This is a genomic window from Streptomyces sp. NWU339, from assembly GCF_003143855.1.
GTDB lineage: Bacteria > Actinomycetota > Actinomycetes > Streptomycetales > Streptomycetaceae > Streptomyces.
Genome location: NZ_QFRK01000002.1, coordinates 345538 through 365410, shown reverse-complemented (window position 1 = coordinate 365410; position 19873 = coordinate 345538). Strand labels below are relative to the sequence as shown.

At 72.8% G+C, this 19873-nt stretch carries 18 protein-coding genes; 2 read left to right on the top strand and 16 right to left on the bottom strand.

From position 1 onward, the window contains the following. Positions 1-19 precede the first annotated feature (19 nt). The 15 genes from DIZ27_RS04665 to hrcA all read right to left on the bottom strand — a co-directional run bounded on the left by DIZ27_RS04665 (position 20) and on the right by hrcA (position 16762). The gene (locus DIZ27_RS04665; protein WP_109376977.1) at positions 20-379 is read right to left on the bottom strand and encodes an MmcQ/YjbR family DNA-binding protein; all 360 of its coding nucleotides are present in this window, start codon (positions 377-379) and stop codon (positions 20-22) included. Further along, positions 376-1704, bottom strand: a complete 1329-nt coding sequence (locus DIZ27_RS04660) for a hemolysin family protein (protein WP_109376976.1) — start codon at positions 1702-1704, stop codon at positions 376-378. Before DIZ27_RS04660 ends, DIZ27_RS04665 begins: the two co-directional genes overlap by 4 nt. Further along, complete coding sequence (gene ybeY / locus DIZ27_RS04655) at positions 1701-2198, bottom strand: rRNA maturation RNase YbeY (RefSeq protein ID WP_109376975.1); 498 nt, start codon at positions 2196-2198, stop codon at positions 1701-1703. The genes DIZ27_RS04660 and ybeY overlap by 4 nt, the downstream gene beginning before the upstream one ends. 12 nt (positions 2199-2210) lie before the next feature. Continuing rightward, entirely contained in the window at positions 2211-3284 is a 1074-nt protein-coding gene (locus DIZ27_RS04650; RefSeq protein WP_109376974.1) for a PhoH family protein, read from the bottom strand. Between the two features lie 161 nt (positions 3285-3445). Next, a complete protein-coding gene (locus DIZ27_RS04645; RefSeq protein WP_258308235.1) occupies positions 3446-4612 on the bottom strand; it encodes a carbohydrate kinase family protein in 1167 nt (388 codons plus the stop codon). Between the two features lie 161 nt (positions 4613-4773). Further along, a complete protein-coding gene (locus DIZ27_RS04640; protein WP_109377029.1) occupies positions 4774-6075 on the bottom strand; it encodes a glucarate dehydratase family protein in 1302 nt (433 codons plus the stop codon). Positions 6076-6297: 222 nt separating this feature from the next. Beyond that, a complete protein-coding gene (locus DIZ27_RS04635) occupies positions 6298-7290 on the bottom strand; it encodes an adenosine deaminase (RefSeq protein WP_181383373.1) in 993 nt (330 codons plus the stop codon). Between the two features lie 20 nt (positions 7291-7310). Continuing rightward, a complete protein-coding gene (locus DIZ27_RS04630) occupies positions 7311-8216 on the bottom strand; it encodes a ribonuclease Z (protein WP_109376971.1) in 906 nt (301 codons plus the stop codon). An 8-nt stretch (positions 8217-8224) separates the two neighbouring features. Further along, positions 8225-8578, bottom strand: a complete 354-nt coding sequence (locus tag DIZ27_RS04625) for an HIT domain-containing protein (RefSeq protein ID WP_109376970.1) — start codon at positions 8576-8578, stop codon at positions 8225-8227. Positions 8579-8635: 57 nt separating this feature from the next. Beyond that, the gene (locus DIZ27_RS04620; RefSeq protein ID WP_109376969.1) at positions 8636-11911 is read right to left on the bottom strand and encodes a S41 family peptidase; all 3276 of its coding nucleotides are present in this window, start codon (positions 11909-11911) and stop codon (positions 8636-8638) included. A gap of 45 nt (positions 11912-11956) precedes the next feature. Then, positions 11957-12502, bottom strand: a complete 546-nt coding sequence (locus DIZ27_RS04615; RefSeq protein ID WP_109376968.1) for a hypothetical protein — start codon at positions 12500-12502, stop codon at positions 11957-11959. 102 nt (positions 12503-12604) lie between these two features. After that, a complete protein-coding gene (locus DIZ27_RS04610; RefSeq protein WP_109376967.1) occupies positions 12605-13345 on the bottom strand; it encodes a 16S rRNA (uracil(1498)-N(3))-methyltransferase in 741 nt (246 codons plus the stop codon). Continuing rightward, positions 13342-14415: a nitronate monooxygenase gene (locus tag DIZ27_RS04605; RefSeq protein ID WP_109376966.1), complete on the bottom strand. Its 1074-nt coding sequence runs from the start codon at positions 14413-14415 to the stop codon at positions 13342-13344. Before DIZ27_RS04605 ends, DIZ27_RS04610 begins: the two co-directional genes overlap by 4 nt. Before the next feature lie 191 nt (positions 14416-14606). After that, entirely contained in the window at positions 14607-15746 is a 1140-nt protein-coding gene (gene dnaJ / locus DIZ27_RS04600; RefSeq protein WP_109376965.1) for a molecular chaperone DnaJ, read from the bottom strand. Next, complete coding sequence (hrcA, locus tag DIZ27_RS04595) at positions 15746-16762, bottom strand: heat-inducible transcriptional repressor HrcA (protein WP_109376964.1); 1017 nt, start codon at positions 16760-16762, stop codon at positions 15746-15748. Before hrcA ends, dnaJ begins: the two co-directional genes overlap by 1 nt. 169 nt (positions 16763-16931) lie before the next feature. Between hrcA and DIZ27_RS04590 the strand changes: the two genes are divergently transcribed. Next, positions 16932-17663: an MBL fold metallo-hydrolase gene (locus tag DIZ27_RS04590; RefSeq protein WP_109376963.1), complete on the top strand. Its 732-nt coding sequence runs from the start codon at positions 16932-16934 to the stop codon at positions 17661-17663. A gap of 43 nt (positions 17664-17706) precedes the next feature. Then, positions 17707-18513 (top strand): DUF3097 domain-containing protein, encoded by an 807-nt coding sequence (locus DIZ27_RS04585; RefSeq protein ID WP_109376962.1) that lies wholly within the window; start codon positions 17707-17709, stop codon positions 18511-18513. Between the two features lie 120 nt (positions 18514-18633). Here the strand turns inward: DIZ27_RS04585 and hemW are convergent, their stop codons facing one another. Continuing rightward, on the bottom strand, positions 18634-19866 hold the full coding sequence (hemW, locus tag DIZ27_RS04580) for a radical SAM family heme chaperone HemW (protein ID WP_109377028.1): 1233 nt from the start codon (positions 19864-19866) through the stop codon (positions 18634-18636). Between the last annotated feature and the right edge of the window lie 7 nt (positions 19867-19873).

The window sequence follows — 19873 nt, the reverse complement described above, 5'->3', positions numbered from 1 at the left end:
TGAGCATACGGAGCCCGTCTCAGGGGCGGTCGAGGCGGAGGCGGTCGGCGCGCGGCAGGCCGGCGACGACCAGGTCGTAGGAGTCCTCGACCAGCTCCCGGGCCAGCCCGTCCGGGAGATCGGCGTCGACGGTCACCGTGTTCCAGTGCCGTTTGTTCAGGTGCCAGCCCGGGACGATCAGGCCGGGGTGCTCGGCGCGGAGCCGGACCGCGTCCTCCGGGTCGCACTTGAGGCTGACCGTCAGGGGCCGCTCGTCCAGGGCCGTCAGGGCGAAGACCTTGCCCAGGACCTTGAAGACCGAGGTCTCCGGGTTGAACGGGAAGTCCTCCACGGCGGCCTCGAAGGAGAGACAGAGGGCACGCAGGTCCTCCGGGGTCATCGCGTCGGCTCCTCCTCGACCCGGGACGGGTCCACCGGCTCCCCCGGGTCTCCCGGCGCCACCGGCTCCACCAGCACGGTGACGATCTTGTTGCGGCGGCCGGCCGCCGCCTCCGCCGTCAGCCGCAGCCGGCGCTCGTCGGGCAGGCCGACCACGGCGGACGCGCCCGCGATCGGCACCCGGCCGAGCAGCTTGGCGAGCAGTCCGCCGACGGTCTCCACGTCCTCGTCGTCGTACTCCTCCAGGCCGTACAGCTCGCCGAGGTCGGTGATGTCGAGACGGGCGGTGACCCGGTAGCGGTCCTCGCCCAGCTCCTCCACCGGCGCGATCTCCCGGTCGTACTCGTCGGTGATCTCACCGACGATCTCCTCGAGGATGTCCTCGATGGTGACGATGCCGGCGGTGCCGCCGTACTCGTCGACGACGACGGCGACGTGGTTGCGGTCCTTCTGCATCTCGCGCAGCAGATCGCCGGCGTTCTTGGTGTCGGGCACGAAGAACGCCGGCCGCATCGCCGTGGACACCAGCTCGCTCTCCGCGTCCCGGCTGATGTGCGTCTTGCGGGCCAGGTCCTTCAGATACACGATGCCGACGATGTCGTCCTCGCTCTCGCCGGTCACCGGCATCCGGGAGAAACCGGAGCGCAGGGCGAGGGTGAGGGTCTGGCGGATGGTCTTGTAGCGCTCGACCATCACCAGGTCCGTACGCGGGACCATGACCTCACGGACCAGGGTGTCCCCCAGTTCGAAGACCGAGTGCACCATGCGGCGCTCCTCGTCCTCGATCAGCGACTCCTGCTCCGCGAGGTCGACCAGCGCGCGCAGTTCCGCCTCGGAGGCGAAGGGGCCGCGCCGGAACCCCTTGCCGGGAGTGAACGCGTTGCCGATGAGGATCAGCAGGGACGGGATCGGCCCCATGATCCTGGCCAGCGGCAGCAGCACGTACGCCGCCGCCGTGGCCGTGTTCATCGGGTGCTGACGGCCGATGGTGCGCGGGGAGACGCCGACGGCGACGTAGGAGACGAGGACCATGACCGCGATGGCGACCAGCAGGGCCTCGGCGGTGCCGTCGAACTGCCGGAGGCAGGCGTAGGTGACCAGCGCGGCGGCGGCCATCTCGCAGCCGACGCGGACCAGCAGCGCCACGTTGAGGTAGCGGGTGGGGTCGGCGGCGAGCCTGGCGAGCTTCGCGCTGCCCCGGCGGCCGGAGCGCACGGCCTCCTCGGCGCGGAAGCCGGAGACGCGCGCGATGCCCGTCTCCGCGCAGGCGAACAGCCAGGCCACGACGATCAGGGCGACCGCGCCGAGGACGAGCCCGGGGCTCATGACACGGTCGGGGCGGGGGACGGACCGGTCATGCCCTTCTCCGCGCGCCAGCCGTCCACGATGGCGGCCTGCAGGCCGAACATCTCGGCCTTCTCGTCGGGCTCCTCGTGGTCGTAGCCCAGCAGGTGCAGCACACCGTGGACGGTGAGCAGTTGCAGCTCCTCGTCCATGGTGTGCCGCGTCGGCGCCTCGGCGCCCTGCCGGGCGGCGACCTCGGGACACAGCACGATGTCGCCGAGCAGGCCCTGCGGGGGCTCCTCACCGTCCTTGGACGGCGGCCGCAACTCGTCCATCGGGAACGACATCACGTCCGTCGGGCCGGGCAGGTCCATCCACTGGATGTGGAGCTGTTCCATCGCTCCGGAGTCCACGACGATCACCGAGAGCTCGGAGAGCGGGTGGATGCGCATCCGCGCGAGCGCGTAGCGGGCGATGTCGAGGATCGCCCGCTCGTCGACCTCGGTTCCGGACTCGTTGTTGACGTCGATCGACATCTGCTGCTCGGTCTACTTCCCCTTGTGCCCGGACTTGCCCCGGCCGCCGCTCTTGTGCGTGCCGTTCTGGGTGCCGTGCTCGCTGTCGTACTGCTCGTACGCGTCGACGATACGGCCCACCAGCCGGTGGCGTACGACGTCGTGCGACGACAGCCGGGAGAAGTGGACGTCCTCGACGCCCTCCAGGATGTCCTGCACCTGGCGCAGGCCGGACTTGGTCCCGCTCGGCAGGTCGACCTGGGTGACGTCACCCGTGATCACTATCTTCGAGTCGAAGCCGAGCCGGGTGAGGAACATCTTCATCTGCTCGGGGCTGGTGTTCTGCGCCTCGTCCAGGATGATGAAGGCGTCGTTGAGCGTCCGGCCGCGCATGTACGCCAGCGGGGCGACCTCGATCGTGCCCGCCGCCATCAGGCGCGGGATGGAGTCGGGGTCGAGCATGTCGTGCAGGGCGTCGTAGAGCGGGCGCAGGTACGGGTCGATCTTCTCGTAGAGGGTGCCGGGCAGGAAACCCAGGCGCTCTCCGGCCTCGACCGCGGGGCGGGTCAGGATGATGCGGTTGACCTGCTTGGACTGCAGGGCCTGCACCGCCTTGGCCATGGCGAGATAGGTCTTGCCGGTACCGGCGGGACCGATGCCGAAGACGACGGTGTGCTTGTCGATCGCGTCCACGTAGCGCTTCTGGTTGAGCGTCTTGGGACGGATCGTGCGGCCGCGCGAGGACAGGATGTTCTGTGTGAGCACCTGGGCCGGGGTCTCCTGGCCGTCGCTCTCCCCGTTCTCGCTCGCCTTCAGCATGGCGATCGAGCGTTCCACCGCGTCCTCCGTCATCGGCTGCCCGGTGCGCAGCACCAGCATCATCTCGTCGAAAACGCGCGAGACGAGGGCAACCTCTGCGGCATCGCCGACCGCGCTGATCTCATTGCCCCGGACATGGATGTCGGCCCCCGGGAAGGCCTTCTCGATCACGCGCAGGAGGGAGTCGCCGGAACCCAGCACGGTCACCATGGGGTGTTTGGCCGGGACGGTGAACTGCACTCTCGCCTGCTCCTGCGCGGGGGTCTGAGCTGTGGGTGTCTGAGTCATGGGCCGGCGCTGAAGGCCTGCGATTCCTCCTCGTCAGGGCCGCGCAGCTGAGGGCGGCCTCGCGCCTCCAGGGTACGACGCGGGGGTGACAACCCCGTAGACCTTTTCCCAGCGGGGCGGTTGCGGACCGGTGGGCAGGAGGTGACGGCCGGGGGCGTGGGTCAGGTGGACCGGCCGAAGCCGATGGTGGGGACCGCTCTGCGGAGGGGCCAGGGGCGGACCAGGCCGTCGGGGATCAGGTCATCGAGGAACGCGTACCGGCTCAGGGCGGCCGGGTCCTGGCCCTCGACGGACTGGACCTCCCGCCACCAGGCCGCGATCTCCGACCAGCCGGGCGCCGACAGGGAGCCGCCGAACTCCTGGACGGAGAGGGCCGCGGTCAGGCCGGCGAAGCCGAGGCGGTCGGCGAGCGGCCAGCCGGCCAGGCTGCCGGTGACGAAGCCCGCCACGAAGACGTCCCCGGCGCCGGTCGGGTCGAGGGCCTCCACGGCGATGGCGGGCACCTCGGCGCTCTCCCCGGTGCGCCGGTCCACGGCGTACGCCCCGTCCGCGCCGAGGGTGACCACCGCGACCGGCACGTACTCGGTGAGGGCGTGCGCGGCGGCGCGGGGGCAGTCGGTGCCGGTGTAGCGCATGGCCTCCTCGGCGTTCGGCAGGAACGCCTCGCAGTGCCGCAGGTCGGGCAGTGCGGCGAGGTCCCACAGGCCGGTGTCGTCCCAGCCGACGTCGCCGAAGATCCTGGTTCCCTGCCGCGCGGCGCGGGCGATCCAGGGTTCGCTGCGGCCCGGGGCGAGGGAGGCGACCGCGCCCCGCGCGCGGGGCGGGCAGGGCGACAGGTCCGCGCCGGGCGGGAGCAGCTTGCCGCTGCTGGAGGCCGACCGGTGGGAGGGGTCCTCCGGGGGCGGTTCGTGGCCGTGGGTGACCATGGTGCGCTCCCCCTCGTAGGCCATGGAGACGGTGACCGGGGAGTGCCAGCCGGGCACGGTGCGCGACGCGGAGAGGTCGATGGCCTCGCCCTGCTCCAGGGCGTCCCAGCAGTACTCCCCGTAGTGGTCGTCGCCGAAGGCCGCCGCGAGGGAGGTGCGCAGGCCGAGGCGGGCGAGGGCGGTGGCCATGTTGGCGACGCCGCCGGGGCTCGACCCCATCCCGCGCGCCCAGGACTCGGTCCCGCGCACCGGGGCGGAGTCGAGCCCGGTGAAGATGATGTCGAGGAAGACGGTGCCGGTGAGGTGGACGTCCCAGGGCGGGTCGCCGGGTGTGCGCAGCGCGGCGAGCGGGTCGACGTGGGGCACGCCGTGCGCCCCCGCCGGGACGCCACTGTGGCCGATGACGCCCCGGGGGGCGCTGTCGGTGATTCCCTCTCCGGCTGACGTGGTGGACGTGGTGGACGCCTTCACGATGCGCTCCCTGGCCTGGTGCGGTTCTGGCCAGTGTGCACCAATCCACCGACAACACGGACGACGCGCCGTCCGTCACGGCCGGGGACGCCTCACCAGCGGGGCACCGCCGGGGCGGCCCACGCGGGGTCGGTGACCCGCATGGCCGCCGCGTCGTCGCGGTCGCGGAGCGCGCCGTCGTCCGCCAGCCACCGCCGGTGCAGGGCGGCGAGCCGGTCGTGGTCGAGGGTGACGCCGAGGCCGGGGGCGTCGGACACCCGCACGGTGCCGTCCTCGAAGGTGAGGCGTTCGGTGAGCACGTCCTCGGACTGCCACGGGTAGTGGGAGTCGCAGGCGTGGTGCAGGTTCGGCACGGTGGCCGCGACGTGGGTCATCGCGGCGAGGCTGATGCCCAGGTGGGTGTTGGAGTGCATGGAGACGCCCACGCCGAAGGTGCGGCAGACGGCGGCCAGGTGCAGCGTGTTGCGCAGTCCGCCCCAGTAGTGGTGGTCGGAGAGGACCACCTGGACGGCGTCCGTGGTGAACGCCTCCTTGATCTCGGGGAAGGTCGTCACGCACATGTTGGTGGCGAGCGGCACTCCGGTGCGCGCGGCGACCTCGGCCATGGCGGGGGTGCCGAGCGTCGGGTCCTCCAGGTACTCCAGGAGCCCGCCGACCTCCTCGGCCACCCGGACCGAGGTCTCGACGGACCAGGCGCCGTTGGGGTCGAGCCGCAGCGGGTGGCCGGGGAAGGACTCGGCGAGGGCGCGGACGGCGGCGATCTCCTCCTCGGGCGGGAAGACGCCGCCCTTGAGCTTGAACGAGGTGAAGCCGTACCGCTCCTTGAAGGCACGGGCCTGCGCGACGACGCCGGCCGGGTCCAGGGCGGCACCCCAGTCGTCCTTCTCGGCGGGGACGCCCTCGGGGTGGTCGGCGTACCGGTAGAAGAGGTACGCGCTGTACTCCACGGCGTCGCGGACCTTGCCGCCGAGCAGGGCGTGCACGGGCAGTCCGAGCGCCTTGCCGAGGGCGTCGAGGCAGGCGACCTCGAAGGCGGAGGCGATGGACAGCCGCAGCTTGTCGGCGGTCTGCACGCCGCGCAGCCCGCCGACGTCGACGGCGTTCTCCACCCGGGGGGCTGCCACGGAGACCTCGTCCAGGTGCGTGAAGAGGCCGTTCACATCCGTGATCTGGCGCCCCTTCATCTGCTCGGCGAAGGGGTGGGCGATCTCCAGGTACTTGGTGTCGCCGTAGGTCTCCCCCACGCCGGTGGTCCCGTCCGCCGTGACGATCTCGACGACCAGCCGGGGCGTGTACGGCTGGTGCACTCCCTGGGTGTTCAGCAGCGGCGGGTCGGCGACCAGGATCGGCGTGAGCCGTACCTCGGTGACGGTCAGGTCGCGGGTGGGCGGCACGGTCACGGGGCAGCTCCTACGAGGTCCAGGCCGGTGGCGAGCGGGGCCTTGCGGTCGGCGGGGCCGACGGACGGGGGACGCCGTCCCCGTTCCCGCACCGAGGCCCACCCGCGCTGTCTCCCCGTACGAACGTCATCCATGCATGGGAACAGAGGTTAAATAGGCGAACGGGGGCCGTCAATGGGGCGGTGACGGCATGCTCGGCGCCGGGAACCGCGGGAACTACGGGAAAACGTAGGCCTCCACCTCGGCGAGATAACGCGCCCGGCGCTCCTCGTCGTCGTCCAGGAACGCGGCGAGGAAGGAGTTGCGGGCCAGTTCGCGCAGCCGCTCCGGGCCGAGGCCGAGCGTGTCGCGCACCGCGTCGAAGTTGTCCCCGGCGTAGCCGCCGAAGTAGGCGGGGTCGTCGGAGTTCACCGTGCACAGCAGGCCGGCGTCGAGCATCGCGGGCAGCGGGTGGTCGGCGAGGGTGTCCACGGTGCGCAGCCGGACGTTGGACAGCGGGCACAGGGTCAGCGGAACGCGGTCCCGCACCAGCCGCTCCACCAGCGCCGGGTCCTCCATGCAGCGCAGTCCGTGATCGACGCGTTCGACGCCGAGGACGTCCAGCGCCTCGGTGATGTACTCCGGCGGCCCCTCCTCACCGGCGTGCGCCACCCGCCGCAGTCCGAGCGCGGCGGCCGCCTCGTACACCTCGCGGAACTTCGCCGGCGGGTGTCCGACCTCGGCCGAGTCGAGGCCGACACCGGTGATCCGGTCCAGGTGGGGCTTGGCGGCGTCCAGGGCCGCCAGGGCCGACTCGGCGGACTCGTCCCGCAGGAAGCACATGATCAGCCGGGTCGAGACGCCGTGCGTCCGCTCCCCGCGTTCCAGTGCCCGCCACAGCCCGTCGACCACCGTGTCCATGGCGACACCCCGGGACAGATGGGCCTGCGGGTCGAAGAAGATCTCCGCGTGCCGCACGCCCTGGGCGGCGGCGCGGGCCAGGTAGGCGTCGGCGAGGTCCTCGAAGTCCTGCTCGGTGCGCAGCACCGCCATGAGTTCGTAGTACAGGTTCAGGAACGACTGGAGGTCCTCGAACCGGTACGCCTCGCGCAGGGCGTCGGTGTCGGCGTAGGGCAGTTCGACGCCGTTGCGTGCGGCGAGGGCGAAGGCGAGCTCGGGCTCGAGGGTGCCTTCGATGTGAAGGTGCAGTTCGGCTTTGGGTACGGGCATCGAAATATCGTACGGCGATCTCACCGGCGCTTGGGGAGCGGTACGCGCAGCAGATCGCGCGCCACGGTCAGTTCCCCCTCGTACCCGGCGGCCCGCGCCTGCCGTTCGAACTCCTCCGGGTCGCCGTAGCGCTGGCTGAAGTGGGTGAGCACCAGATGCCGCACGCCCCCGTCCCGTGCCACCCGGGCCGCCTGACCTGCCGTCAGATGCCCGTGCTCGACGGCGAGTTCCTCGTCCTCGTCGAGGAACGTGGACTCGATGACGAGCAGGTCGCAGCCCTCGGCCAGCGCGTACACCCCCGCACAGAGCCGGGTGTCCATGACGAACGCGAACCGCTGGCCGCGCCGCACCTCGCTCACGTCCTCCAGCGGGACCCCGTCGAGCGTGCCCTCGCGCTGGATGCGGCCGACGTCCGGGCCCTTGATGCCGTGCGCGGCGAGCCGGTCGGGCAGCATCCGCCGGCCGTCGGGTTCGACCAGCCGGTAGCCGTACGACTCCACGGGGTGCGACAGTTTCCGCGCTTCCAGGGTGTACCCGGCGGTGCGGGCGAGCGGGCCGTCGGCGCCGACCGGCGCCTCGGTGATGCCGACCGTCTCACGGTAGGCGGTGGCGTAGCGCAGCCGGTCGAAGAAACGCTGCCCGGAGCCCGGGTAGTGGGCGGTGACCGGGTGCGGCACCCGGTCGAGGTTGATGCGCTGGATCACTCCGGCGAGGCCGAGCGAGTGGTCGCCGTGGAAGTGGGTGACGCAGATCCGGTTCAGGTCGTGCGCGGCGACCCCGGCTCGCAGCATCTGGCGCTGGGTGCCCTCGCCGGGGTCGAACAGGATGCCCTCACCGTCCCAGCGCAACAGATAGCCGTTGTGGTTGCGGTGGCGGGTGGGGACCTGGCTGGCGGTGCCGAGCACCACCAGTTCGCGCACGGACAAGGAGCCGCCTATCCGGGGGGCCACTCGAGACCGCGGCCCCCCAGGACGTGGGCGTGCGCGTGCCAGACGGTCTGCCCGGCGCCGCTGCCGGTGTTGAAGACGACGCGGTGGCTCTCCAACTGCTCCTGGTCCGCGACGGCCTGGGCCTCCCGCAGGACGTCCGCCGCGACCTCGGGAGCGGCCACGGCCAGGGCTGCCGCGTCCTTGTGGTGCGCCTTCGGGATGACCAGGACGTGCGTCGGCGCCTGCGGGTTTATGTCGCGGAACGCGACGGTCGTCTCCGTCTCGCGGACGATCGTCGACGGAACCTGCCCGGCGACGATCTTGCAGAACAGGCAGTCGTCCTGCGGTTCCCCTGCCATGGGTGTGCCTCCTCGCCCGGTTGATCGCCTACCCGGGCATCGTATCCGTCCCGGCCGTCAGGAAAGGGACGGCGGCTCCTTCGCGGGGTTCTCCTCCAGGGCCGCCAGCGCCAGCCGGACCGCCTCGTCCAGCTGCGCGTCCCGCCCCGCCGCGTGGTCCTGCGGGCGCTGCACCACCTCGACGTCCGGGTCCACGCCGTGGTTCTCCACGCCCCAGCCGTACCCCTCCAGCCAGAAGGCGTACTTGGGCTGGGTGACGAGGGTGCCGTCGACGAGCCGGTAGCGGCTGTCGATGCCGATGACGCCGCCCCAGGTGCGGGTGCCGACGACCGGGCCGATACCGAGCGCCTTGATCGCCGCGTTGACGATGTCGCCGTCGGAGCCGGAGAACTCGTTGGCGACGGCGACGACGGGACCGCGCGGCGCGTCCTGCGGGTAGCTGTCCGCACGCATGCCGCGCGGCAGGCCCCAGCCGACGATCCGCCGGGCCAGCTTCTCGACGACGAGCTGGGAGGTGTGCCCGCCGCGGTTCTCCCGGACGTCCACGATCAGGCCTTCGCGGGTCACCTCGACCCGCAGGTCGCGGTGGATCTGGGCCCAGCCGGGGGCCTGCATGTCGGGCACGTGGATGTAGCCGAGCCGGCCACCGGACAGTTCGTGGACGTGGGCCCGCCGGTCGGCGACCCAGGCGTGGTAGCGCAGCGGCTCCTCGTCGGCGACGGGGACGACGACCGCGTGCCGCGGGTCCCCGCCGCCGGCCGGGGAGACGGTCAGCTCGACCGGTTTGCCCGCGGTGCCGACCAGCAGCGGCGCCGGTCCGGCCACCGGGTCGACCGGCTGTCCGGCCACGGCGACGATCGCGTCACCGGTGCGGATCGCGACGCCGGGCGCGGCCAGCGGGGAGCGGCCCTGCGGGTCGGAGGTCTCCGCGGGAAGGATCCGGTCGACGCGCCAACTGCCGCCCTCATGACGGGAGATGTCCGCGCCGAGCAGGCCCTGCCGGGCACCGCCGCCGTAGCCGCCGCCCGGTGTGACGTAGGCGTGCGAGGTGCCGAGTTCGCCCTGCACCTCCCAGAGGAGGTCGACCAGGTCGTCGTGGGTGGCGAGCCGGTCGAGGACGGGCCGGTAGCGGTCGAGGACGCCGTCCCAGTCGACGCCGTTCATGTCCGGTCGCCAGTAGTTGTCCCGCATGATGCGGCCGGCCTCGTCGAACATCTGCCGCCACTCGGCGGCCGGGTCGACGAACTGGCGCACCCGATCGAGGTCGACGGTGATGTTGCCGTCGCTGTCGTCGTCGTTCGGCGCGCGCCGGTCGCTGGGGACGACCTTCAGCCGCCCGTCGGTCCACAGCAGCACCCGCTTGCCGTCGCCGCTGACCTCGAAGTGGTCGGCGTCCACGGCCAGATGCTCGATGCGCTGCTGGGCGAGGTCGTAGCGCTCCAGCTCGGTCTTGGGGTCGGGGTCGTCGGGGGTGGCCCTGGAGGCGCCGAGCACGCCGCGCACCGGGTGCCGCAGCCACAGCACCCCGTCCTTGGCGGCGCGCAGGTTGGAGTAGCGGGCGGCCTCGACCGGGAACGGCACGATCCGGTCGGCCAGCCCCTCGAGGTCGATACGGGTGGTGGGGGTGCCCTCGCTGTCGGGGGTCTCGTCCCGGTCCGGCGTCTCGAAGGGGCGGCCGTGCCGCTGCGGGCCGAACGGGGACGGCGTCGTCGCGGCGAGGGTGATCAGGTGCGGGCGGTCGCCCTCGACGAAGGCGAGGTCGAAGACGTGCTCGTCGTAGACGGGGTCGAAGGAGCGGGTCGACAGGAAGGCGAGGTGCTTGCCGTCGAGGGTGAACGCGGGCGCGTAGTCCTGGAAGCGCAGCGGGGTCGCCTCGGTGACCGACAGGTCGGTGGTGTTGGCGAGCCGCAGCTGGCTGAGCGGGCGGGGGCCGGGATGGGACCAGGCGAGCCAGGCGGAGTCGGGCGAGAAGGTCAGCCCGGAGACGTCGCCGTGCTCGCTGCGGTCGACCTCGCGGACCTCGCCGGTCTCCCGCTCGACGAGCAGGACCCGGCCGTCGTGCGAGGCGACCGCGGCGCGGCTGCCGTCAGGGGCCATGGCGAGGCCCAGGACGCGGCCGAGCTGTCCGGCGGCGATCCGGCGCGGGGCCGCTCCGGGGGCGAGGCCGGTGGCGGGGGCGAACTCCAGGGCGTCGTCGCCGTCGGCGTCCGTCACCCACACCACCCATTCCTCGCCGTCCGCGCGGAAGGTGCGCGGGCGGCGGGCCCGTACGCCGGGGGTGGCGGCGAGCGCGCGGGCGGGGCCGGCGCGGTGGGTGACCCAGTGGACGGTGCCGCGCACGCAGACGGCGCTGCCGCGCGCGGTGTGGTCGGGGGAGGCGGAACCGAACCAGCGGGCGGCGTTCACCGGGAACGGCTGGAGGTCGACGCGCTGCCCGCCCAGCCGGATGTCGAGCCGGCGCGGCTCGGCCCCGTCCAGGTCGTCGAGGATCCACAGTTCACCGGCGCAGGAGTACACGACGCGGGTGCCGTCGGTGGCGGCGTGCCGGGCGTAGAAACCCCCGAGGGGGGTGTGCCGGCGCAGGTCGGACCCGTCGGCGAGGGAGGAGTACAGCGCGCCGGTGCCCTCGTGGTCGGAGAGGAACCCAACCCTCCCCCAAGTTCTCGGCTCCGCTCGAACAGGGGGGACCCCCATCCCCACCCACAACGGGTACTCGATGTTCCCGTCGAGGTCGCCGTGCAGCCGGACGAACTCTCCTGAGCCGCCGACCGAGTCTTCGGCACCGTCGCCGGTCTCCTGTGCGATCCACAGCTTGCCCGCCGTGCCGCCCCGGTACCGCTTCCACCAGGCGGCCTCGCGGCCCATCGTCGCGGACAGCAGGACCGTGCGCGGCCCGTGGGCGACGTCGCCGACGGGGCCGTACGGCAGGGTGGTGGCGGGTCCGCCGTCGAGGGGGATCGCGCGGGCCCAGGTGCGGCGCAGACTGGCCTGGCCCTGGGTGCTGAGCGCGAGGACCTTCCCGTCCGGGGTCCAGCCGCGCACCTGGGTCTTCCCGCTCCCCCAGTACGTCAGGCGCCGGCCGGGGCCGCCCTCGACGGGCGCGGTGTGCACCTCGGGGGCGCCGTCACGGGTGGAGGTCCAGGCGACGGTGGTGCCGTCGGGCGAGATACGGGGGAGCGTCACCGGCACGTTGTCGGCGCTCACCCGCCAGGCCCGGCCGCCGTCGAGCGGGGCGAGCCACACGTCGTCCTCGGCGGTGAAGGCGACCAACTCGCCGTGCGGATGCGGGAACCGGAGATACGCGGCGGGGGCGACCGATGCAGGCTGTGTCACTCGATCACCCTATGCACGCGCGGTCGGCCTGGACAGAGGTTTGGATCACTTGCCCTCGACGGGGCGACAGGACGGGTACTGCTCGCACCACACGGTCGTGGTGACCGTCACGGTGACGGTGGGCCGCGGACCGCGGTTCGTGGGCTCGCCCACCGCGGGCGGGCTGGTGGCGTCGCAGTCGCCCAGACCGTCGACCCGGAACCACTGCTTGCCGTCCACTTTCGCGGTGATGTCCCCGCGCACACAGGCGCCGTCGACGGCATGGGTGATCTTCCCGGTGACGGTGATCTCCTTGCCGTCCTCGGTCTCCCCGTCGCAGTCCACGGTGGCCGCGGTGTCCTCACTCGCGGGCCGCGACGACGCGCCGTCCTGGTTCCCGTAGGAGGCGGTGCAGCTGAGCCAACGCACCCCGGCCTTCTGCCGGTTGAGCTCCCGGGTGACCGTCTCGTCGGTCGTGTACGCCACCGCCGCCGTGCCGACCGAACCCGGCTCGCACGCCACGGCCCCGCCCACGACGACCACGACGAACCCGACGGCCGGCACCGCCCGCCGCCACCGCGCCCCGCCCCGAACCCACCTCAATGCCCCCATGCCCGGCAGCCTGCCACCGCCCCACGCGTGACGGTAGGGCGCATACGGCCACTCCTCACCACCGTGGAGTGAGCCGTCTCCCGCACATGGCCGGCCGGGCCGTCAGGACCAGCGGCCCGTGCGGGCCAGCAGGACGGCCGTGGCGGCGGTGCCTGCGGTGGAGGTGCGCAGGACGCTGCGGCCCAGGCGGTAGGGCCTGGCGCCGGCCTGCGCGAAGAGCGCCAACTCCTCCGGCGAGACCCCGCCTTCGGGGCCGACGACCAGCACGATGCTGCCGGAGCCGGGGAGTTCGACGGTCGCGAGGGGTTCGGTGCCGCTCTCGTGGAGCACGGCGGCGAAGTCGGCTTCGGCCAGAAGTGAGGCAACCTGCTTGGTCGTCGCCGCGTCCGCGACCTCCGGGAAGCGCGCCCGGCGGGACTGCTTGCCGGCCTCCCGGGCCGTCGCCCGCCATTTGCCGAGGGACTTCAGTCCGCGCTCGCCCTTCCACTGCGTGACGCAGCGCGCCGCGGACCACGGCACGATCGCGTCGACGCCGACCTCGGTCATCGTCTCCACGGCCAGCTCGCCACGGTCGCCCTTGGGCAGCGCCTGGACGACGGTGATCCGGGGCGACTCCACGGGCTCCTCGACGACGTCCCCGAGGCGCACGATCAGCCGGTCCTTGCCCTCGGTGCCGGTCACCTCGCCCTCGGCCCTGCGGCCCGCGCCGTCGGTGAGGACGACGCTCTCCCCGACCCGCAGCCGCTTCACGGAGACGGCGTGCCGCCCCTCGGGGCCGTCGAGCACCTGGTGTCCGGAGCCGTCCGTGTCGAAGTGCTCCACCACGAAGACCGGCGCGGTCATCCGGCACCCCCCGCCGACAACGCCGTCCGGGCGGCGGCGAGTTCGGCGACCAGCACCTCCACCAGCTGCCCGGCGGGCAGCTCCCGGGCCATCCGGTGGCCCTGTCCCGCCCACAGCGCCATGCCTTGTGCGTCCCCCGCCTTGGCGGCGGCCCTGCGCAGCGGCGCGGCGAGATGGTGGACGTCCGGGTAGGCGGCGGGCGCGTACGGGCCGTGTTCGCGCAGGAACCGGTTGACCAGGCCGCGGGCCGGGCGTCCCGAGAAGGCGCGGGTCAGTTCGGTGCGGACGTAGAGGGGGTCGGTCAGCGCCTGCTTGTGCAAGGCGTGCGCGCCGGACTCGTGGGTGGCGACGAAGGCGGTGCCGAGCTGGGCCGCCGAGGCTCCGGCCGCGAGCACCGCGGCGATCTGGCTGCCGCGCATGATGCCGCCGGCGGCGACGATCGGGATGCCCACCGTCTCCCGCACCTCGGCGACCAGGGACAGCAGTCCGATGCCGGAGCCGTCGTTCTCCGGGAGGTCCCGGTGGGTGCCCTGGTGGCCGCCGGCCTCGACGCCCTGCGCGATCACCGCGTCGGCGCCCGCCCGCTCCACGGCCCGCGCCTCCTCGGCGGTGGTGGCGGTGACCAGGGTGAACGTGCCGACGCGGCGCAGGGAGTCCAGGGCCTCGCGGGTCGGCACACCGAAGTGGAACGACACCACCGGCACCGGGTTGTCGAGCAGGACGGCGAGTTTGGCGTCGTAGCCGTCGTCGCGGCCGCTGTCGGGGTCGCCGAGCTCGGTCTCGTACCAGGAGGCCTCACCGGCCAACTGGTGGGCGTAGACGCCGACGGCGGCCGGGTCGGGCGTCTCGGGCTGCGGCATGAAGACGTTGACGCCGAACGGGTGGCCGGTCAGTCCGCGCAGCTGCTTGATCTCCTGGTACATCCCGTCCGCGGTCTTGTACCCGGCGGCCAGGAAACCGAGCCCGCCCGCCTCGGAGACGGCCGCGGCGAGCCGCGGCACGGAGACACCGCCCGCCATGGGGGCCTGCACGACGGGGTGCGGAAGGAGATCGGTGAGCGCCAAGGACATGACGGCATGTTGCCACGTCCTTCGGACATCTCCGAATCGGGGCTTAATCGGCCCTTGCCCTTGGCACAGGCCGTGTCCGGGGCGCCTTCAGGGCGCCTTCAGGGCAGCTTCCGGGGCACCTTCAGAATGCCTTCCGGAGCACCGCGGGAGCCGTTTCCGGCCCCCGCGCGCAGCACCGTCGGTGTCGTCCGTCAGCGCCCGTTGAAGGCGTCCTTCAACCGGGAGAACAACCCCTGCTGCCCCGGCTGGAACTGGCCCAGCGGGCGCTCCTCGCCGCGGAGCTTGGCGAGTTCGCGCAGCAGGCGTTCCTGTTCGGGGTCGAGCTTGCTCGGGGTCTGCACCTCGACGTGCACGATGAGGTCGCCCCGGCCGCCGCCGCGCAGATGCGTGACGCCCCGGCCGTGCAGCGGGATCGACTGGCCGGACTGGGTGCCGGGCCGGATGTCGACCTCCTCCATGCCGTCCAGCGTCTCCAGCGGCACTTTGGTGCCGAGGGCGGCCGCCGTCATCGGGATGGTGACCGTGCAGTGCAGGTCGTCGCCGCGCCGCTGGAAGGTGCTGTGCGGCAGCTCGTGGATCTCGACGTACAGGTCGCCGGCGGGACCGCCGCCGGGGCCGACCTCGCCCTCGCCGGCCAGCTGGATCCGGGTGCCGTTGTCGACACCGGCCGGGATCTTCACGGTCAGGGTGCGGCGGGAGCGGACGCGTCCGTCGCCGGCGCACTCCGGGCACGGGTTCGGAACGACGGTGCCGAAGCCCTGGCACTGCGGGCAGGGGCGCGAGGTCATGACCTGGCCCAGGAAGGACCGGGTGACCTGCGAGACCTCACCGCGGCCGCGGCACATGTCACAGGTCTGCGCGCTGGTCCCCGGCGCGGCGCCCTCACCGCTGCACGTGGTGCACACGATCGCCGTGTCGACCTGGATGTCCTTGGTCGTGCCGAACGCGGCCTCGTCCAGCTCGACCTCGATCCGGATCATCGCGTCCTGGCCGCGGCGGGTGCGCGAGCGCGGACCGCGCTGCGACGCCGTGCCGAAGAACGCGTCCATGATGTCGGAGAAGTTCCCGAAGCCGCCCGCGCCGAAGCCGCCCGCGCCGCCACCGGCCCCGGCCTGCTGGAGCGGGTCGCCGCCGAGGTCGTAGACCTGCTTCTTCTGCGGGTCCGACAGCACCTCGTAGGCGGCGTTGATCTCCTTGAACCGCTCCTGGGTCTTCGGATCCGGGTTGACGTCCGGATGCAGCTCGCGGGCGAGCCGCCGGAAGGCCTTTTTGATCTCCTCCTGCGAAGCGTCGCGGCGCACGCCGAGTACGGCGTAGTAGTCCGTGGCCACTACGACTCCGCCAGGATCTGTCCGACGTACCGTGCCACTGCGCGTACCGCTCCCATCGTTCCTGGGTAATCCATGCGGGTCGGACCGACCACGCCGAGCTTGGCAACAGCCTCGCCGCCCGAACCGTAGCCCACCGACACCACTGAGGTGGAGTTGAGTCCCTCGTGGGCGTTCTCGTGGCCGATACGCACGGTCACGCCCGGATCCTTCGCCTCGCCCAGCAGCTTGAGGAGCACGACCTGCTCCTCGAGCGCCTCCAGCACGGGCCGGATCACGAGGGGAAAGTCATGTCCGAAGCGGGTCAGATTGGCGGTACCGCCGATCATCAGCCGCTCCTCGTTGTCCTCGACGAGCGTCTCCAGGAGGGTGGAGAGCACGGTCGAGACCGTACCGCGCTCCTCGGGGTCGAAGGCCTCGGGGAGATCCTCGACGAGAGACGGTACATCGGTGAAACGGCGGCCCGCGACACGGCTGTTGAGCCGCGCCCGCAGATCCCCCAGGGTCGCCTCGCCGATCGGCGCCGGACAGTCGATCATGCGCTGCTCGACCCGCCCGGTGTCCGTGATCAGCACCAGCATGGCGCGCGCGGGCGCCATCTGGAGCAGCTCCACGTGCCGCACGGTCGAGCGGGTCAGCGACGGGTACTGCACGACGGCGACCTGCCGGGTGAGCTGCGCGAGCAGCCGCACCGTGCGGGCCACGACGTCGTCCAGGTCGACGGCGCCCTCGAGGAAGTTCTGGATGGCGCGCCGCTCGGGCGCGGTCATCGGCTTGACACCGGCGAGCTTGTCCACGAAGAGCCGGTAGCCCTTGTCCGTGGGGATGCGCCCGGCGCTGGTGTGCGGCTGGGCGATGAACCCCTCGTCCTCCAGGGCCGCCATGTCGTTGCGCACGGTGGCCGGGGAGACGCCCAGGTTGTGCCGCTCGGTGAGGGCCTTGGAGCCGACGGGTTCCTCGGTTCCGACGTAGTCCTGGACGATGGCGCGCAGCACCTGGAGCCTGCGTTCACTGAGCATGGCGCACACCTCCAGAAGCCTTCCGCCCGGCCCGTTCCCTGAATGTCCTGGCACTCTTCGCACGCGAGTGCCAGACTTCCCCGCCCAGTGTACGGCCGGTGGGTACACCCCGGGCAAGGCCGGTCCCACGCCGTCGCGCGGGGAAGCCGTGGGCGATTAGCGTCGCGGTATGACGGTGAGTTGGGAAGAGTCGGGATGGGAACGGCTGGCGCCGGGAGTGGGCCGGTGCCGACTGCCGGTGTGGGACTGCACGGCGGGGCTCGTCGTCGGCGCGGGCGCGGCGCTGCTCGTGGACGCCGGTTCGAGCCTGGGCGAGGGCGCCCGGTTGCGGGCACGGGCGCAGGCGCTCGCCGGTGGGCGTGTGACACATCTCGCGCTCACCCACCCCCATTTCGACCACGTGCTGGGGGCGGCGGTGTTCGCGGGCGCGGAGGTGTTCGGCGCGGTGGGCGTGGACACGGTGCTGGCGCGGGGGCGCGAGGAACTGCGCGCGGACGCGGAGCGCGAGGGTCTGGACGCGCGGGCGGCGGAGGAGGCCGTGGACGCGCTGTCGCTGGTCCGCCCCCGGCACACGGTGTCCGGCGAGTGGACCCTCGACCTGGGCGGCGGACGGCAGGTCCTCCTCGCGAACGTGGGCCCCGGGCACACGGCGCACGATCTGGCGGTGCTGGTGCCCGGCGACCCGGAGGTGGTCTTCTGCGGCGACCTGGTGGAGGAGTCCGGCGAGCCGCAGGCGGGCCCCGACGCCGTCCCGTCGCGGTGGCCGGCCGCCCTGGACCGGCTGCTGGCCCTGGGCGGCGAGGACGCGGTGTACGTACCCGGTCACGGAGCGGTGGTGGACGCGGCGTTCGTACGGGCCCAGCGCGACGCCCTCGCGGCTCGTTTCGGCGTGTCGGGCTGACCCTTCGGCCGAACGGGGGCCCGGTTCTCCTATCGTCATCAGAATGCGCCAGTACTCCCCTGACCTGACCCCTGGGTGGAAGAAGTCCCGGCCCGTCCCCGAGGTCCCGGCCGAGCCCGGTCTGGTGGTGGAGGAGCCCGGCAGCGGATTCTGCGGCGCGGTGATCCGCTGCGAGGCGGGCACGGTGACCCTGGAGGACCGCTTCGGCAAGCACCGGGTCTTCCCGCTGGAACCGCGCGGCTTCCTGCTGGAGGGCCGCGCGGTGACGCTGGTGCGGCCCGCCGCGGGCCCGGCGCGTCCGACCCGTACGGCATCCGGTTCGGTGGCCGTCCCGGGCGCACGCGCGCGCGTGGCGCGCGCCGGGCGCATCTACGTCGAGGGCCGCCACGACGCCGAACTGGTCGAGAAGGTGTGGGGCGACGACCTGCGCATCGAGGGCGTGGTCGTGGAGTACCTGGAGGGCGTCGACGACCTGCCCGCGATCGTCGAGGAGTTCGGGCCGGGTCCGGACGCGCGGCTGGGCGTCCTGGTGGACCACCTGGTGCCGGGTTCGAAGGAGTGGCGCATCGCGGAGTCGGTCACCAGCGAGCACGCCCTGGTGCTGGGCCATCCGTACATCGACGTCTGGGAGGCGGTGAAGCCGTCGTCCCTCGGCATCGAGGCGTGGCCCCGGGTGCCGCACGGCCAGGACTGGAAGACGGGGGTGTGCCGGGCGCTGGGCTGGCGCGTGGCGAACACGGGGGAGGCGTGGCAGCGGATCCTCGGCTCGGTGCACTCGTACCGGGACCTGGAGCCGGCGCTCCTGGGCAGGGTCGAGGAGTTGATCGACTTCGTGACGGCCCCGGCCTGATTCCAGCCCGTCCGGCGTTTGAGGACGAGGCCGTTCAGGCCGAGGGGGGTCTGGGGGCGCAGTCCCCAGGGGACGGGAAGGGAAGGGGCGGCGGGGGCGAAAAACCCTCCCGGCACCCGTTCAGTCGACCAAGTCCCGCACCACCGCGTCCGCCAGCAGCCGCCCCCGCAGGGTGAGGGCCGCACGGCCCTCGTCGTACGCCCCCTGTCGCAGCAGCCCGTCCGTCAGGGCCCGACGCGCCGCCGACAGCCCCTCCGCACGGAGAAGGGCGAGCGGAACCCCTTCCTCGAGCCGAAGCTCCAGCAGGATCCGCTCCACCCGCCGATCCTCGTCCGACAGGACCTCCCGCCCGGCCCCCGGCGACCGCCCCGCCGCCAGCGCCGCCGCGTACGCTCCTGGATGCTTCACGTTCCACCAGCGCACCCCGCCCACGTGCGAGTGCGCCCCGGGTCCCGCACCCCACCAGTCCGCGCCGCGCCAGTACAGCTCGTTGTGCAGGCAGCGCCCCGCGTCGGAGGTGGCCCAGTTCGACACCTCGTACCAGTCGAAGCCGGCCGCCGACAGGGCCTCCTCGGCGATCAGGTACCGGTCCGCGTGCACGTCGTCGTCGGTCATCGGCACCTCACCGCGCCGGATGCGGCGGGCGAGCTGCGTGCCCTCCTCGACGATGAGCGCGTACGCGGAGACGTGGTCGGGCCCGGCGCCGAGGGCCGCGTCCAGCGAGGCCCGCCAGTCGTCGTCGGACTCGCCGGGGGTGCCGTAGATCAGGTCGAGGTTGACGTGCTCGAAACCCGCCGCCCGCGCCTCGGCGACACACGCTTCCGGGCGGCCGGGGGTGTGCGTGCGGTCGAGGACCTTCAGCACGTGCTGCCGGGCGCTCTGCATGCCGAAGGAGATCCGGTTGAAGCCGCCCGCGCGGAGGGTCGCCAGGTAGGCCGGATCGACCGACTCCGGGTTCGCCTCCGTCGTCACCTCCGCGTCCGCCGCCAGCCCGAACTCGTCGCGGATCGCGCCCAGCATCCGTACGAGGTCGTCGGCGGCCAGCAGGGTGGGGGTGCCGCCGCCGACGAACACCGTGCGGACCTCGCGCGGGTCGTCGCCGAGCACCTTGCGGGCCAGGCGGACCTCGTCGATCAGGGTCTCGGCGTAGTTGTCGCGGGAGGCGAGCACGCCGCCGCTGCCGCGCAGCTCGGTGGCGGTGTAGGTGTTGAAGTCGCAGTAGCCGCAGCGGGTCGCGCAGTACGGAACGTGGAGGTAGAACCCGAGGGGGCGGCCCGCGGCCCCGGCGAGCGCGGACGCGGGCAGCGCGCCGTCGGCGGGGACGGGCTCGCCGTCGGGGAGTGCGGAAGGCATGTGCTCC

What these genes read in the sequence shown, in the direction of transcription:
- hrcA (WP_109376964.1), bottom strand. Translation starts at nt 16,762, where the DNA reads ATGCTCAGTGAACGCAGGCTCCAGGTGCTGCGCGCCATCGTCCAGGAC.
- DIZ27_RS04665 (WP_109376977.1), bottom strand. Translation starts at nt 379, where the DNA reads ATGACCCCGGAGGACCTGCGTGCCCTCTGTCTCTCCTTCGAGGCCGCC.
- DIZ27_RS04635 (WP_181383373.1), bottom strand. Translation starts at nt 7,290, where the DNA reads ATGCCCGTACCCAAAGCCGAACTGCACCTTCACATCGAAGGCACCCTC.
- DIZ27_RS04590 (WP_109376963.1), top strand. Translation starts at nt 16,932, where the DNA reads ATGACGGTGAGTTGGGAAGAGTCGGGATGGGAACGGCTGGCGCCGGGA.
- DIZ27_RS04650 (WP_109376974.1), bottom strand. Translation starts at nt 3,284, where the DNA reads ATGACTCAGACACCCACAGCTCAGACCCCCGCGCAGGAGCAGGCGAGA.
- DIZ27_RS04660 (WP_109376976.1), bottom strand. Translation starts at nt 1,704, where the DNA reads ATGAGCCCCGGGCTCGTCCTCGGCGCGGTCGCCCTGATCGTCGTGGCC.
- hemW (WP_109377028.1), bottom strand. Translation starts at nt 19,866, where the DNA reads ATGCCTTCCGCACTCCCCGACGGCGAGCCCGTCCCCGCCGACGGCGCG.
- DIZ27_RS04605 (WP_109376966.1), bottom strand. Translation starts at nt 14,415, where the DNA reads ATGTCCTTGGCGCTCACCGATCTCCTTCCGCACCCCGTCGTGCAGGCC.
- ybeY (WP_109376975.1), bottom strand. Translation starts at nt 2,198, where the DNA reads ATGTCGATCGACGTCAACAACGAGTCCGGAACCGAGGTCGACGAGCGG.
- DIZ27_RS04610 (WP_109376967.1), bottom strand. Translation starts at nt 13,345, where the DNA reads ATGACCGCGCCGGTCTTCGTGGTGGAGCACTTCGACACGGACGGCTCC.
- DIZ27_RS04615 (WP_109376968.1), bottom strand. Translation starts at nt 12,502, where the DNA reads ATGGGGGCATTGAGGTGGGTTCGGGGCGGGGCGCGGTGGCGGCGGGCG.
- DIZ27_RS04625 (WP_109376970.1), bottom strand. Translation starts at nt 8,578, where the DNA reads ATGGCAGGGGAACCGCAGGACGACTGCCTGTTCTGCAAGATCGTCGCC.
- DIZ27_RS04585 (WP_109376962.1), top strand. Translation starts at nt 17,707, where the DNA reads ATGCGCCAGTACTCCCCTGACCTGACCCCTGGGTGGAAGAAGTCCCGG.